Below are 13389 nucleotides of genomic sequence, written 5' to 3'. Positions count from 1 at the left end.
GAAGCACTTTGGCCGCTGACGCCCAGGCCCAGGAGGCTGGCGGCGCAAAGGATCGAGACCCGGCTCAGGGTCGGGTCCGCTTCAGAACGTCAGTTTGGAGCGGACGGCCTTCCGCGCAGGACAATCGAATCATCGCTCGGCGTCGCCGAAATCGGCATGAGGCTGGTCAGGCGACGGACCATCGCATCCTGGCCATCCACGATCAATACGCCGGAGAACTTGAGCGCGGCCGTCTTTTCACCTTCGAGGCGAAGCGGGCGGTCGAAATAGTGGTTCATGTCACCGACGATCCGCGACAGCGGCTGGTCGCGATAGATCAGTCGACCCGAGCGCCAGCCGACCTGATCCTCGGCCGTCACGGTGCGGACGACGATGCCGGAAGCGCCCTCGACATGTTCCAGCATCTGGCCGGGGCGCAGGCGCACCGGGGTGTCCTCGCCATCGGTGGCCACCTCGACCAGGCCGCGCAGCACGGTGACGGTCAGCTGACCGTCGCGGCGACGGACGTCGAACTTGGTGCCCAGCACGCGCACGGTCTCGTCGCCGGCGGTGATCAGGAAGGGGCGGCTGGTGTCGTGCGCCACGTCGAACAGGGCCTGGCCGTCGTGCAGCGTGACGCGGCGGGCGTCCTTCTCAAGGCGCACCGAGACATGCGAGTCGGTGTTCAGGTCTATATGGGTGCCGTCGGACAGCGCCACGGCGCGATTCTCGCCCTTGGCGGTCGTGTACAGCACGTCGGGCTGCGGCAGTAGCTCGCCCCACGGCGCGACGACCACGGCGACAGCGACCGCGGCGGCGGTCGCGCCCAGACCGCCCAGCCAACGCCAGTCGATCGAGAACGTCCGTTTCGCCACGGCGCGCTTGGGTTCAGCCAGTTCCCCCCGGACAGCCGGACCTCGCTGGAAGATTTCCTCGTCGACGGCCTGGATGGCGTCATACGCCTCCTGCGCGCCGGGCTCGCAGAGCCAGGCGTCAAACGCCAGCCAGTCGGTCTCATCGACCTCCGGCCGCTGCAGTCGGGTCAGCCAATCGGCCGCCTCTTGCAGATGTTGCGCTGACCGGCTCATCCGGCGTTGCTCCGACGAGGATCCATCATCCCCCTGAACGTAGACGGCGCCGATGAGCGCCATCCCCCATGTGCAACTGCATAAATCACCGCAGTCGCCTCGTCAGTGTCTTTAAAGCAGAGCTTATGTGTTTTTCCACGGTGCTGACGCTGATGCCCATGCGACGCGCTGTCTCAGCGTGGCTGTGGCCGTCCAGCTTGTGCAACTGGAAAGCCTGACGGGTCTTTTCGGGGAGATCCTGAACCGCCTCGACCAGGGCCTGCAGCCGTTGGCGGCCGGCGAGCACGTCGTCGGCGGCGGGTTCGTCGGCGATTTCCTGGCCGGCCACGGTGACGGTGTTCGCCGCGCGCCAGTCGTTGTCGCGGGCGCCGGATCGCTTCTGGCTGCGCAGCCGGTCCAGCATCAGGTTCGAGCCGATCCGGTGCAGCAGGGCGGAAGGATTGTCGACCGGGCCGATGGTCTCCATGCCGCTGATCCGGATGAACAGGTCCTGCACCAGGTCCTCGGCTTCGGCGCGGGAGCCCAGGCGCGCAGCGAAGAAGCGCACCAGATTGGTGCGCTTTTCCTCGTACAGGCCCAGTAGCGCGGCCTTGTCCGAGTCCGGCACGCTCAAAAGTCCACCCACGTCTGCCAATCGCCGCCCCTTACGGCGCAGCACTATCCATCTTTTTGGCGGAAAGACGATCCTTGTTTGCGGCCGTCGATACCCGTCCCAGGCGAAGCAAATAGGGCCGCCCGCGAGACGAGGAAAGCGGGTGAAACTTCAAATAGCGACGTTTTTCCTGTCCCGGATCGGTTTCTTTTCGCGCCTCGCGGGAGGGGCTCCGCGGGGGCTCCTGCCGTTATGTGGCGAAATGTCGCGGCGGGCGCGGGCAAGCGGCGCCGTCGGCTTCGGCGCCGTGACGCGTGACCTCTTTTCCCGCGGGCGCTATCGTCACCGCCGTGGGGCAATTCGGGGGCGAATGATCATGCGCGGACGGACCTTTGTGGCGGTCGGAGCCTTGCTCCTGACGCTGAGCGCCTGCGTCGCGCCGCGCGCGGTGGGGCAGGGTGACGTGGCCGGGCTGCGCGGCGCGGCGGTGGCCGCCTATGCCAGCCAGGCCGACAGCGAGGACGCGGCCTTCGCCAAGGCGGTGCAGGGCGAGGCCCTCGGCCGGCTGGGCGGCGGCGCGGTGGGCGGCGCGCCCGCCTATCTCGTCCAGGTTGGGGTCGGCGCCTCGGCCCCGACGGTCGGTGTCTCCAGCGCGGCCGGGGCCCTCGACGACAAGACCTGGCGCAGCCAGCCACCGCCGCAACGCTTCTGGAGCCGCAAGAGCCCGGTCCGCGTCGTGACCCTGGCGGTGCTGGAGGCCAAGACCGGCAAGACCGTCGCCTGGTCGTCGATCCGGGTGCGCAAGGAAGAGCCGGCCGTCGTGGCCGACCTGCTGGTCTCGGCCCTGCGAACGCCGACCAAGAGCTAGCCCGCGTAGCGGGGCAGCCTCACCGTGAACTCGGCGCCGACGCCGGGTTCGCTGCGGCACGACACCTCGCCGCCGTGACGGGCGACGGCCGCGTGCACGAAAGCCAGGCCCAGGCCGACGCCGCCGGCCGCTTCCGAGCCCGGACGCTCGAACCGCTGAAACGGCCGGAACGCCGTGGCGGCCTCTTCTCGCGAGAAGCCCGGTCCCTGATCGGCGACGGCGACATTGGCGGTCGGACCGGCGGGAGAGGGCTGTTCGGACAGGGTGACCGTGACCGTCGAGCCCTCGGGGCCGTACTTCACCGCATTGCCGAGCAGATTGACCAGGGTGCGGGCCAGGACACCGCGGTCGCCCAGCACCATCAGCGGCGCGTCCTCGCCGGCCTGCTCGATGCGGATCTTGCGCTGCACCGACTGCGGCCAGACCTCGTCGATGGCCTCGACGGCGATGTCGGCCAGGTCGACGGGCTCAAGCACCACCGGCGTCACTTCGGCCCGCGCCAGCCGCACGAAGCCGTCAGCCAGTGCCAGGGTGCGCCTGGCATAGGCGCCGATGCGCTCGGAAAGCTCGGGCGGGACGTCCGGCGTCGTGGCCAGCAGGGCCAGGATCGAGGTCTGCGGCGAGCGCATGTCGTGGGTCAGCAGTTGCAGGGCCTGCTCGCGCTGGCGCATGGCGGCCGTCAGGATCGAGATGTCGGCCAAGCGTACGATCCAGCCCGCGCTGGCTCCGGTCTCGTCGCGACGGAACACGGTCTGCAACTGGTAGGCGCGGCCGTCCGGCAGGTGCAGGTCGATCGGCTCGCGGCGATCTGTTTCCTGTGGCCAGTCCAGCTCGAACCGGCGTCCCAGGGGCTCCAGGGCATTGAGCAGGTCCGCGAGCGAAGCGCCGTACAGCGTCACCTGAGCGGGCTTGAACAGCGCCTGGGCGGCGGCGTTGGCGGCGATCACCCGGCCGCGCGCGTCGGCCACCAGGGTGGCGTCGGGCAGGCTGAACAGGGCGTCGGCCGAGAACCGGCGCAGGTCGTCGATGCGGGTGATGGCCTCGCCCAGGCTGGAGGCCTGGCGGGAGACGACGTCGGTCTCGAAGGCCTTGGGCGAAGTCGAGCGGCCGCGCACGATCGACCTCACGCGGGCCAGCTCGCGGCCGAGCAGGTCGTTGACCCGGCCCAGCTGTCCGAAGCCCCAGACCAGGCCGACGATCTTCAATCCCAGCACGGTGGCGATGGGCGACAGCCAGACATGGCCCAGCCAGAACATCGCCGCCGAATAGGCCAGGCCCAGCAGGCACAGGCCGATGATCAGGACGAGGTTGGCGCGCGGCGGCAGGACCAGCAGGCCGATCATCAGCAGCCATAGCAGGGTCAGGGTGAAGGCCACGCGCCCCAGGGGGCCGGCGGGCTGGATCATCAGGCCGCTGCGCAGGCCGTCCAGGATGCTGGCCTGCAGCTGCACCCCGGTCATGCTGGCCGCGTCGGGCGTCACCGGCGTCGGGAAGGCGGGGCCGAGGCCCGGCGCGGTCAGGCCGACGAACACCGTCCGGCCCTCGATCAGCGACGGCGGCACCTCGCCGTCCAGCACGCTGGCGAAACTGACATGGCGATAGATCGACGGCGGGCCCGCGAACGGGATCAGCAGGGTCTGCTCGGCGCCGCGCGTCGGGTCCTTGGCGTTGGGCGCCCGGGTGGCGCGGTGGACCACGGTCATCAGGTCGGGGCTGAGGTCGGGGCCCTTGGCCTCGAACGGCGCCATGCGGCGGACCACCCCGTCGTCGTCGAAGCGGACATGGGCTAGGCCCGTCCCCGCCGCGCCCCGGGCGATCTGGGGAATCGAGCTGACGACGGCCGGCGGGGCCTCGGGGCCGGCGTCGATCAGGAATTGGGGCAGATAGACCTTGCCCGACCGCGCCACCGCCTCGCCCAGGGCCTGGTCATGAGCCTCGTCGCCAGCCTGGCTGAACAGCACGTCATAGACGATCGTCCGCGCGCCGGACTGGCTGAGCTGGTCGACCATCCGGGCGTGGGTGTCGCGCGACCAGGGCCAGGCGCCCAGCTCGGCCAGGCTCTTGTCGTCGATATCGACCAGCAGGATCGAGGCGTCGGCCGGACGTCCGTTGGCGCGGGCCAGCACGTCGTAGAGCACGTTGTCCACCCGCTGGGGCGGGACCACGGCGAAGAAGCCCATGATCAGGCTGGCCACGGCCGCCAGCAGCAGCCACGACAGCAGCCGACCAGGCCGCGACGCGCGGGGCGGGGCTATCGTCACTTACCGATCTGCAGCGTCTGCAGCGGGCCCAGCTTCTCGGTGATCTTGCCGTTCTTGAAGCGGATGGCCGTCACGCGCCAGGCATAGGTCCCCGGCGGCAGGTCGGTCAGGGTCAGCTGCGGTTCGGTCAGGCCCGGCTGGTCGACGGTCGGGACCTTGGCGCCCCCATTCTTGCCATCAAGGCCCGCGAACATCTGGAAGCGGTAGTTGCGCACGCCATCGCCCGCCGAGCTCCAGCGGAACAGGAACTTGCGGTGCTTGCCCTCGCGGCTGTCGCTGGGCGCGCTGGCGTCCAGGGTGTCGAGGTCGCGGTCGAAGCTGTAGTCGGCCGGGAAGCCTTCCAGCCCGCCGGCGTCCAGGGCGGTCAGGCGGACGAAATAGGTGCCATTGGCCATCTCGCCGAAGTCGGAAGCCGGCTCCTTGCTGGTCGCCTCGCCGAACACGTCGACGAAGCCGGCGTCACGTGACAGCTGCAGGCGATAGGCGGCCGCGCCCGTCACGGGCTCGATGGCGAAGCGGACAGTCTTGTCGCCCTGGGTCTGGCCGCCCGCGCCGAGCTTGGGCGCGACCAGCAGCTTCACCGGGGCGCTGACGCCCGCCGCCGTGGCGCTGACGCCGAAGCCGGCCGGCACGGGCGGCGCGCCCGTGGCCACCGCGCCGGCGTCGACCCCGACCGCGCCCTTCAGCACTTCGGTCTGGGCCCTATCGTCGCCCGCGCCGACCCGGAACTCGGTGCCGCGCACGGCCGAGACCGAGACGGGGGTGCGGACCTCGAACTTGCCGGCGGGATTGGTGGTGGGCGTGGCCGAGATCGTGCCGCGGCCCTGGTCCAGGTGCAGCACGCGCTGCGGCGCGCCGTTGATCACGATCTGGCGCATCCGCGCGATGCGGACGCGGGTGTTGGACGGCAGGGTGACGCGCGAGGCGTCCTCCAGCTCGAAGGTGGCGAAGGCGTTGGGGCCGGTGATCACCACCTGGCCCTCGGCCAGGGCCATGCCGACCCGGGCCGGCGCGCGCTGGCCGTTGGTCTCGATCTGCACCGGGCCGCTGAAGGCCGACAGGCTGGCGGCGATCGGCGTCGATTTCAGCAGGCTGGCGTCGATGTTCAGCTGCGAGCCGGGCCGCAGGCGGCGCGGCTCGCGGACCTTGTTGGCCTTCTGGACCGCCTTGTAGTCGCCAGGCCCGTTCAGATAGGCGCGGCCCAGGCCGATCAGGGTGTCGCCCGGCTTGACCACATAGGCCACGGGCGGCTCGGCGGGCTGGGCGGCCTGCGCCGCGGCCTCGCCCGCCATCGCCATCCCCGTGAGTAGAATGAGGCTCGCCCCCGCGGCCTTGAGCATCCGACTAGTCTCCCCCGCCCGCGTGCGTCTCCGCCGTATCGGGATCGCAGGCCTCCAGACGATAGCCGAAACCATAGACCGTGCTCAGTCGGAAACCGTTGGTCGGTCGAAGATGCAGCTTGGCCCGCAGGCGCGAGACGTGGGCGTCCAGGGTGCGGGTCTCCAGATCCGGCCGCTGGCCCCAGATCCGCCGCAGCAGGTACTCGCGCGACAGCGGCCGCGACAGGTTGTTGAACAGCAGGGAGACCAGCTGGAATTCCTTGGGCGTCAGGGTCTCGACGTGACCGTTCCAACTGGCCGTCTGCGCGCCGGGGTCCAGGCGGTACTGGCCGTGCTGCTCGGTGGTCGTCTGGGCCGTGGGCCGATGGATGCGGCGCGCCACGGCGTTGACCCGGGCCAGCAGCACCTGGGGCTGCAGCGGCTTGACGATATAGTCGTCGGCGCCGGCGTTCAGGCCCTGGACCAGGTCGTCCTCGATCGAGCGGCTGGTCAGCAGCAGCACCGGTGGCGCGGTGGCCGGGTCCTCGCGCAGCAGCTTCAGGGTCTCGACGCCCGACAGCTCCGGCATGTTCCAGTCGAGGATCACCAGGTCGAAGGTCTGCTTGCGCAGTTCCGACAGGAACTTCGAGGGCTGGGTGAAGCTGGTGCAGAGGAAGCCGGCGGGATCCAGCACCGACGCAACAAGCGCGTTGTGGCTGTGGTCGTCGTCGAGCAGGGCGACTTTCATCTGGTCACTTGTGCTGGGAAGAGGCGCGCTCCGCGGGGGAGCGGAGCGCGCCGCGGGTGGCTCGCTCTCGGTGGGGCGTCGAGCAGGCGACCAGCTCTTCATCTGTACCCCGCCCCATCCCTGTCCGCTCGACTTCAGGCGGTAATTTTACAAAGCTTTACAGTCCGGTCGAGGCGTCTTTCAGGGCGCGGCGCGGACGATCGAACCCAAGTTGGGGGCCAGGTCGCCGACGGGGCGGACCTCCACGCCCGACAGGCCGAGCCATCCGGCCATCAGCGCCAGCTCCTCGGCGAGGGCGGCCGGGGTCTCGTCATTGGCGTCCGGCTCGGCGTGGGCGGCCAGGACCAGCAGCTTGCCGGCCTTGCGATCGGCCTTCAAATCGACCCGGGCGGTGATCGCCTCGTCCTGCAGGAACGGCAGCACATAATAGCCGTGGGTGCGCTTGTGGGCCGGGGTGTAGATCTCCAGCCGCACCCGGACGCCGAACATCCGCTCGGTGCGCTCGCGGAACCAGATCAGGTTGTCGAACGGCGAGAGCAGGGCGCGGGCCTTGATCGCGCGCGGCCGTCGGGCCTCGGGCCACAGATAGGCCGGCTGGTCCCAGCCCTTCACCGCGACCTGGGCCAGGGTCCCGTCGGCGACTAGCGAGGCCACGCCATCGCGGGCGTCGGCCAGCGACAGGCGGAAATAGTCGCGCAGGTCCCGCTCGGTCGCTACGCCCATGGCCCGGGCGGAGATCTTCAGCAGCTCACGGCAGGCGAACGCCCGGTCCGGCGTCGGGGTCTCGTGGATGGCCTTTGGCAGCACCCGCTCTGGCAGGCCGTAGACGCGCTCGAAGCTGTTGCGGCGCGTGGCGGTGGTCAGGCGGCCGGTCCAGAACAGGCACTCCATGGCCCGCTTGCCCTCGCTCCAGCCCCACCAGCCGCCTTCGCCCTTGGCGCCGATCTCCAGCTCCGAGGCCGCCAGCGGGCCGCGCTGAGCGACGGTGTCGAGCGCTTTCTGGATGAAGTCGGCGTGGCTGCGCAGGAAGCCGGCGACGTTCTTCCACACTCCGACGCCGTCCAGCGCGTCCTGCATCCGCCAGCGCAGCAGCGGGTGGGTGGAGAGCGGCGTCAGCGAGGCCTCGTGCGCCCAGTATTCGGCCAGGGATGGCTTCTTCCCCCAGGCCAGGTCTTCCAGGACCGTGCGGTCGTAGGATCCGAGCCGCGAGAACAGCGGCAGGTAGTGCGAGCGCGAGACCACATTGACCGAGTCAATCTGGACGACGCCCAGGGCCTCGATGGTCGAGAGCAGATGGCGCTTGCCCGGCGCGGCGGGTCGGGGGCGTCCGAAGCCCTGCGCCGCCAGCGCGATGCGCCGCGCTTCCTTGGCGGAGAGGGTTTCGATCATGGCCGCAGTTGAGCTTGCGTCGTCGCGGGCCGCAAGGTCCTGAGACCGCTACCACGCGGACTTGGCCTCGGCCTCGAATGATCCTACCGATGCGGCCGCTAGTTTCCTGGGAGCCGCAGTCATGACCGCCATCGAGAAGGGCCCGGCCCGCCTGGTCTTCGCGCCCGAGGTCGGCGGCGCGGTCGCCGCCTTCACGGTGGCCGGGCGCGACGTGCTGCGGCCGATGGTGGCGGGCGCGACCGACGCCCTGCTGACGGCGAGCTTCCCGCTGGTCCCGTTCTGCAATCGCATCCCGAACGGCCGCTTTGCCTTCGAAGGCCGCGAGGTCGTCCTGCCGCCGAACCTGCCGGGTCATCCGCATGCGCTGCACGGCCAGGGCTGGCGCGGCGCCTGGATGGTGGAGAAGGCCACAGACGGCGAGGCCGTGCTCTCTTACGAGCATCCCGCCGGCGACTGGCCGTGGGCCTATCGCGCCGAGCAGCGGTTCGTACTGGGCGAGGCGGGCTTCCGCGTCGCGCTGACCGTGACCAATACGGGCGATACGGCCATGCCGGCCGGCCTGGGCTTTCATCCCTATTTCCCAGCACGCGAGGGCGAGACCCTGACGGCGGCCAATGACGGGGTCTGGCTGATCGACGAAAACGCCCTGGCGACCGAGCATCACGCCGGCGTCTGGGGACCCGACTGGGCGGCGGGCGTGGGCGTGGCGGGGAATGCGTTGATCGACCACTGCTACACCGGCTGGACCCAGCGGGCGGTGTTGAGCGCGCCGGGGCAGCCGGACACGGCGGTCACCGCTTCGCCCGAGTGCCGTTGGCTGCACGTCTATGTGCCGCCGGGCGAGGGCTATCTCTGCGTCGAACCCTGCGCGAGCCGGCCTAATCCGTTCGGGGAGGGGGAGACGGGGATGGTGACGCTGCAGCCGGGCGAGAGCCGGAGCATCTGGATGGAAGTCCGCGCGTAAATCCCTCTCTCTGAGAGAGAGGGAGGGACCCGCGCCTTAGGCGTGGGAGGGTGAGAGGTTACGGCATCAACCGGAGTGCCGGCACGCCGTCATCTCTCGTAACCTCTCACCCCAACCCTCTCTCCAAGAGAGAGGGAGCTTCATCTACGGCGTAATCCCCGCCTGCGCCTTCAGTCGCGCGACCATGTCGTTCGACAAATAGCCGTCCGCCGGCAGCTGCTGGCTCTGCTGCCACGCCCGCAGCGCCTTGCGCGTGCCCGCGCCGATCACCCCGTCCGCCGGGCCCGGATTGAAGCCGACGCGGGCCAGGGCGATCTGGGCGGCCATGCGGTCCGACAGCGACAGGGGCGTCTCGACCGGCCACGGCGTGACCAGCGGCCCGCCGCCGGCGAAGCGGTCGGCCAGAAGGCCGATGCCCAGGGCGTAGGACGTCGAGTTGTTATAGGTGCGGATCGCGAAGTGGTTGGGCAGGGCCAGGAAGGCCGGGCCGGCCGCGCCCGAGGGCAGGATCAGCATGGCCGGCGAGGCGGCGTCGGCGGCGGTCCAAGGCAGGCCGTCGGCGCGGCGCACGCCCTTGGCCTCCCACCACGACGGCGGCTGGCGCTCGACCTCGGTGACCGAATAGTCGAAGCCCGACGGCAGGATCACTTCCTTGGCCCAGCCCACGCCCGGCTTCCAGCCGCCGCGCGCCAGCAGGTTGGCGGCCGAGGCCAGGCTGTCGGCGTCCGAGCCCCAGATGTCGCGCTTGCCGTCGCCGTCGAAGTCGACGGCCGTGGCGCGGTAGCTGGAGGGGATGAACTGGGTCTGGCCCATGGCGCCGGCCCAGGAGCCCTTCAGCTGCTCGCGGGTCACCTCGCCCGAATCGATGATCTTCAGGGCCGCGATCAGCTCGCCCTCGGCCCAGGCGCGGCGGCGGCCGTCGGCGGCCAGGCTCATCATCGAGCGGACGACGTCGAAATTGCCCTGCAGCTTGCCGAAGGCCGATTCCATGGCCCAGACGGCCAGCAGGATGTCGCGCGGCACGCCGTAGCGGGCCTCGATGGCCGGCAGATAGGTCAACTGCTCGCGCTTGGCGCGGCCGATGGCGATGCGGTCGTCGCCGATCACGCCGTTGATATAGGCCCCGACCGGCTTGGAGAATTCCGGCTGACGGCTGTCCAGGCTGATGACCGTGGGATTGGGCGTGACGCCGGCCAGCTCGCGGTCCAGTAGCTGCTGCGACAGGCCGGCGGCCAGGGCGCGGACGCGGAAATCGGCCAGCCAGGTGTCGAAGGCCAGCTCGCCGGCGGGCACCGGGGTGTTGGGCGCGGGCGTCGGCGCGACGGGCGTCTGCGGCTTGGGCGCGGGCGGCGGAGGTGGGCTGACGGCGGTCAGAGGCCCTTGCGGAGAGGTGTCCGCGCAGCCGGCGAGCAGGAGAACGAGGAAGACACGACGATCAATGGCCATGTACGAAAGCTACCGGGGTTCGAGCGAAAGCTTCAATCACAAGCGCGCCAGCCGGCCGAGGTTCCGGTTAAACTCGCTGTGGAAACCTGAGGGAAAGCCTGGAACGCATTGACTCCGGGCGGCGTCGCACTTATACGCACCGCCTCCGAAACACCCCGGATGTTCCGGCCGCCTTTTGCGTGCCCCGAACCTCTCCGCTGAAGTACAGAGACGGTCATGAAGGTTCGCAGCTCGCTGAAGTCGCTGAAGGGTCGCCACCGCGACTGCAAGATGGTTCGCCGCAAGGGCGTCATCTACATCATCAACAAGACCGACCCGCGCTTCAAAGCCAAGCAAGGCTAATGACGCTTGCGCCTCCCAGGGCTGTGCTCTGGGATGTCGGCAACGTCATCGTGCGTTGGGATCCCCGCGCACTGTATGCGAAGATCTTCAAGGAACCGGCCGATCTCGACCGGTTCCTTTCGCATGTCTGCACCCTCGATTGGCACGTGGCGCATGACCGGGGCGTCGGCTTCCCGGAGAACGCCGCCCCGCTGATCGAACGCTTCCCCGAGCAAGCGGACCATATCCGCGCCTGGGACGAGCGCTTTCCCGAGATGCTGTCGGGCCCCATCCCCGAGACCGTCGCGGTGATCGGGGCGCTGGCCGAACGCGACGTCCCGCAGTTCGCCCTGACCAACATGCCCCAGAGCAAGTGGCCGGCCGTCCAGGCGCTGTCACCCGTCCATTTCGGCCATTTCCGCGATGCGATCGTCTCGGGCGATGAGGGTGTGATCAAACCGGATCGCCGCATCTACGAGATCGTGCTGGAGCGCACGGGGCTACAGGCCTCGGACCTGCTGTTCGTCGACGACAGTGAAAAGAACATCCAGGCGGCCATGGACATGGGCTTCCACACGCACCACTTCACCGATCCGGCCGCCTTGCGCGCCGCCGTCGAGCGGCACGGTCTGCTCTAGCGAAGTTCAACGCCAAGGGTCCGTCCTCGCCCTTCGACGGGCTCAAGGTGAGGACTACTGTCGGCTCGGCGTTTCAGTAGAAACCTCACCCTGAGCTTGTCGAAGGGCGGGGTTTCGTCCTGCACCTAATTTCCCGGGAGATCTCGCATGAACGTTGGTTTTGTCGGCCTGGGCGCCATGGGCGCGGCCATGGTGCGCAATCTCCTGGGCAAGGGCGTGAAGGTGACGGTGTGGAACCGCTCGCGCGCCATCGTTGACGAGTTGGCCGCTGAGGGCGCGACGCCCGCCGCGGCCGTCGACGAGGTCTTCGCCGCCGACATCGTCCTGTCCATGCTGGCCCACGACCAGGCCATGCGCGAGGTGCTGGTCGATAGCGGCGCGCTCTCCCGGGCTCGCAAGGGCCTGGTCCACGTCAACCTCGCGACGATCTCGACCGCGCTCGCCAGCGAGCTCGCCGCCCTGCATGCCGAGCTGGGCCTGGGCTATGTCGCCTCGCCGGTGTTCGGCCGTCCGCCCGTAGCCCAGGCCGGGGGGCTCAACGTCCTGGCCGCCGGCGCGCCCGACGCGGTCGCCAAGGCCCAGCCCGTGCTGGACATGCTGGCTGCCAGGGTCTGGCCGCTGGGCGAGGACCCGGTCCGCGCCAACGCGCTAAAGCTGGCCGGCAACTTCATGATCGTCGCGGCCATCGAGAGCATGGGCGAGGCCGTGGCGCTGGGCGAGGCCTATGGTGTCGAGGCGCCGGATCTCCTGGAGATGTTGTCGAGCACGATCTTCAACGCCCCGATCTACAAGATCTACGGCAGCATGATCGCCGAGCGCCGCTACAGCCCGCCGGGCTTCGCCGCCGAGCTGGGCCTGAAGGACGTGCGCCTCGTGCTGGACGCCGCCGAGGCCAAGGGGCTGTCCATGCCGCTGGCCGACCTGGCCGAGGCGAGCCTGGAATCGCTGCTGGGCGGTGACGAGAAGAACCTCGACCTGGCGGCTCTGGCCGAGATCGCGCGAGGACGTGTGGAAGGCCGCTGAATCGCGCTTCCCAGGGGCGCGGCTTCGAACTAGGTTCCGCGCCTCCCAATTCCAGCCTTTCGCGAGACTTCCCGCATGGCCGACGACGCCGTTCCCCACGCAGACGTTCTGAACTCGACCGCCCAGGGTCAGCTGAAGTCGATCATCGACCGCGTCGAGCGGCTCGAGGTCGAGAAGACCGAGATCATGGAGCAGATGAAGGAAGTCTACGCCGAGGCCAAGGGCAACGGCTTCGACGTCAAGATCCTCAAGAAGGTCGTCCGCCTGCGCAAGCAGGACCGCGCCAAGCGCCAGGAAGAGGACGCCATCCTCGACCTCTATCTGTCGGCCATCGGCGAGATCTAAGTTTTTACGGGTGCGTTGGCGCGCACGGTCGGGAATAGTCTCCCGCGATGCGCGCCAAGCCGCCCGATCCGAAAGAACAGGCCAAGAAGGCCGCGCTGAACGCCCTCAAGCGGGCGCGCCGCGCGGCCGAGAAGTCGGGTGTCGAGCTCTCCGAGTGGGAGGGTGAGTTCCTGACCAGCGTCGCCCAGCGCGTCGAGACCTACGGTCGCGCCTTCGCCGATCCCGAGAAGGGCGCGCGCGGCCAGGCCCTGTCGGGCAACCAAGCCATCAAGCTCAAGGAAATCGCCCGCAAGGCCAAGGGTGAAGCCAAGCCGATGAAGCGCGGCAAGGGCTTCCAGCGACGTGGGCGGCCCGAAGTCGAGCCGGGCGACACCGACTAATTCCTCCTTCGATTGTAAATTCCTATCG

Annotated in this window: 13 protein-coding genes and 1 pseudogene; 7 read left to right on the top strand and 7 right to left on the bottom strand. The window is 69.4% G+C overall.

The features are described 5' to 3' along the window. Positions 1 to 89: 89 nt before the first annotated feature. Positions 90 to 1067 carry a FecR family protein gene (locus AC07NN_RS15250; protein WP_494642505.1) on the bottom strand — a complete coding sequence of 326 codons (978 nt, stop codon included), beginning with the start codon at positions 1065 to 1067 and terminating at the stop codon, positions 90 to 92. A gap of 85 nt (positions 1068 to 1152) precedes the next feature. Then, positions 1153 to 1725, bottom strand: coding sequence for an RNA polymerase sigma factor (locus tag AC07NN_RS15245; protein ID WP_494642501.1), 573 nt, complete (start codon positions 1723 to 1725; stop codon positions 1153 to 1155). A 310-nt stretch (positions 1726 to 2035) separates the two neighbouring features. On the opposite strand from AC07NN_RS15245, the gene AC07NN_RS15240 reads away from it, so the two are divergent. Next, positions 2036 to 2527: a hypothetical protein gene (locus tag AC07NN_RS15240; protein ID WP_494642499.1), complete on the top strand. Its 492-nt coding sequence runs from the start codon at positions 2036 to 2038 to the stop codon at positions 2525 to 2527. Here AC07NN_RS15240 and AC07NN_RS15235 read toward each other — a convergent pair. From AC07NN_RS15235 to AC07NN_RS15220, 4 genes and pseudogenes are all read right to left on the bottom strand, one after another. Continuing rightward, positions 2524 to 4788 (bottom strand): CHASE2 domain-containing protein, encoded by a 2265-nt coding sequence (locus tag AC07NN_RS15235; protein WP_494642496.1) that lies wholly within the window; start codon positions 4786 to 4788, stop codon positions 2524 to 2526. The two genes, AC07NN_RS15240 and AC07NN_RS15235, sit on opposite strands and share 4 nt — an antisense overlap. Then, positions 4785 to 6128: a FecR family protein gene (locus tag AC07NN_RS15230; RefSeq protein ID WP_494642491.1), complete on the bottom strand. Its 1344-nt coding sequence runs from the start codon at positions 6126 to 6128 to the stop codon at positions 4785 to 4787. The genes AC07NN_RS15235 and AC07NN_RS15230 overlap by 4 nt, the downstream gene beginning before the upstream one ends. A gap of 4 nt (positions 6129 to 6132) precedes the next feature. After that, positions 6133 to 6957 (bottom strand): response regulator transcription factor, encoded by an 825-nt coding sequence (locus AC07NN_RS15225; protein ID WP_494642486.1) that lies wholly within the window; start codon positions 6955 to 6957, stop codon positions 6133 to 6135. Between the two features lie 55 nt (positions 6958 to 7012). Next, a pseudogene (locus tag AC07NN_RS15220) lies at positions 7013 to 8244 on the bottom strand (winged helix-turn-helix domain-containing protein). Positions 8245 to 8365: 121 nt separating this feature from the next. On the opposite strand from AC07NN_RS15220, the gene AC07NN_RS15215 reads away from it, so the two are divergent. After that, positions 8366 to 9208 carry an aldose 1-epimerase gene (locus tag AC07NN_RS15215; protein WP_494642484.1) on the top strand — a complete coding sequence of 281 codons (843 nt, stop codon included), beginning with the start codon at positions 8366 to 8368 and terminating at the stop codon, positions 9206 to 9208. 144 nt (positions 9209 to 9352) lie between these two features. Here the strand turns inward: AC07NN_RS15215 and AC07NN_RS15210 are convergent, their stop codons facing one another. After that, entirely contained in the window at positions 9353 to 10654 is a 1302-nt protein-coding gene (locus tag AC07NN_RS15210; protein WP_494642482.1) for a lytic murein transglycosylase, read from the bottom strand. 216 nt (positions 10655 to 10870) lie between these two features. Here AC07NN_RS15210 and ykgO point away from each other — a divergent pair, with 216 nt between their 5' ends. The 5 genes from ykgO (at position 10871) to AC07NN_RS15185 (ending at position 13361) form a co-directional block, all read left to right on the top strand. Continuing rightward, on the top strand, positions 10871 to 10996 hold the full coding sequence (gene ykgO, locus AC07NN_RS15205; RefSeq protein ID WP_004616427.1) for a type B 50S ribosomal protein L36: 126 nt from the start codon (positions 10871 to 10873) through the stop codon (positions 10994 to 10996). Further along, a complete protein-coding gene (locus tag AC07NN_RS15200) occupies positions 10996 to 11613 on the top strand; it encodes an HAD family hydrolase (RefSeq protein WP_494642479.1) in 618 nt (205 codons plus the stop codon). Before ykgO ends, AC07NN_RS15200 begins: the two co-directional genes overlap by 1 nt. 147 nt (positions 11614 to 11760) lie before the next feature. Further along, positions 11761 to 12636, top strand: coding sequence for an NAD(P)-dependent oxidoreductase (locus AC07NN_RS15195; protein WP_494642476.1), 876 nt, complete (start codon positions 11761 to 11763; stop codon positions 12634 to 12636). Between the two features lie 75 nt (positions 12637 to 12711). Then, positions 12712 to 12981: a nucleoid-associated protein GapR gene (gapR, locus tag AC07NN_RS15190; protein WP_125159195.1), complete on the top strand. Its 270-nt coding sequence runs from the start codon at positions 12712 to 12714 to the stop codon at positions 12979 to 12981. Between the two features lie 47 nt (positions 12982 to 13028). Further along, the gene (locus tag AC07NN_RS15185) at positions 13029 to 13361 is read left to right on the top strand and encodes a hypothetical protein (protein WP_494642473.1); all 333 of its coding nucleotides are present in this window, start codon (positions 13029 to 13031) and stop codon (positions 13359 to 13361) included. The last annotated feature ends 28 nt before the right edge of the window (positions 13362 to 13389 follow it).

This window comes from Caulobacter sp. GW821-FHT09H08 (assembly GCF_059415885.1).
Note: the sequence above shows the minus strand (reverse complement) of the source record. Positions and strands in the feature narration are given on the sequence as shown.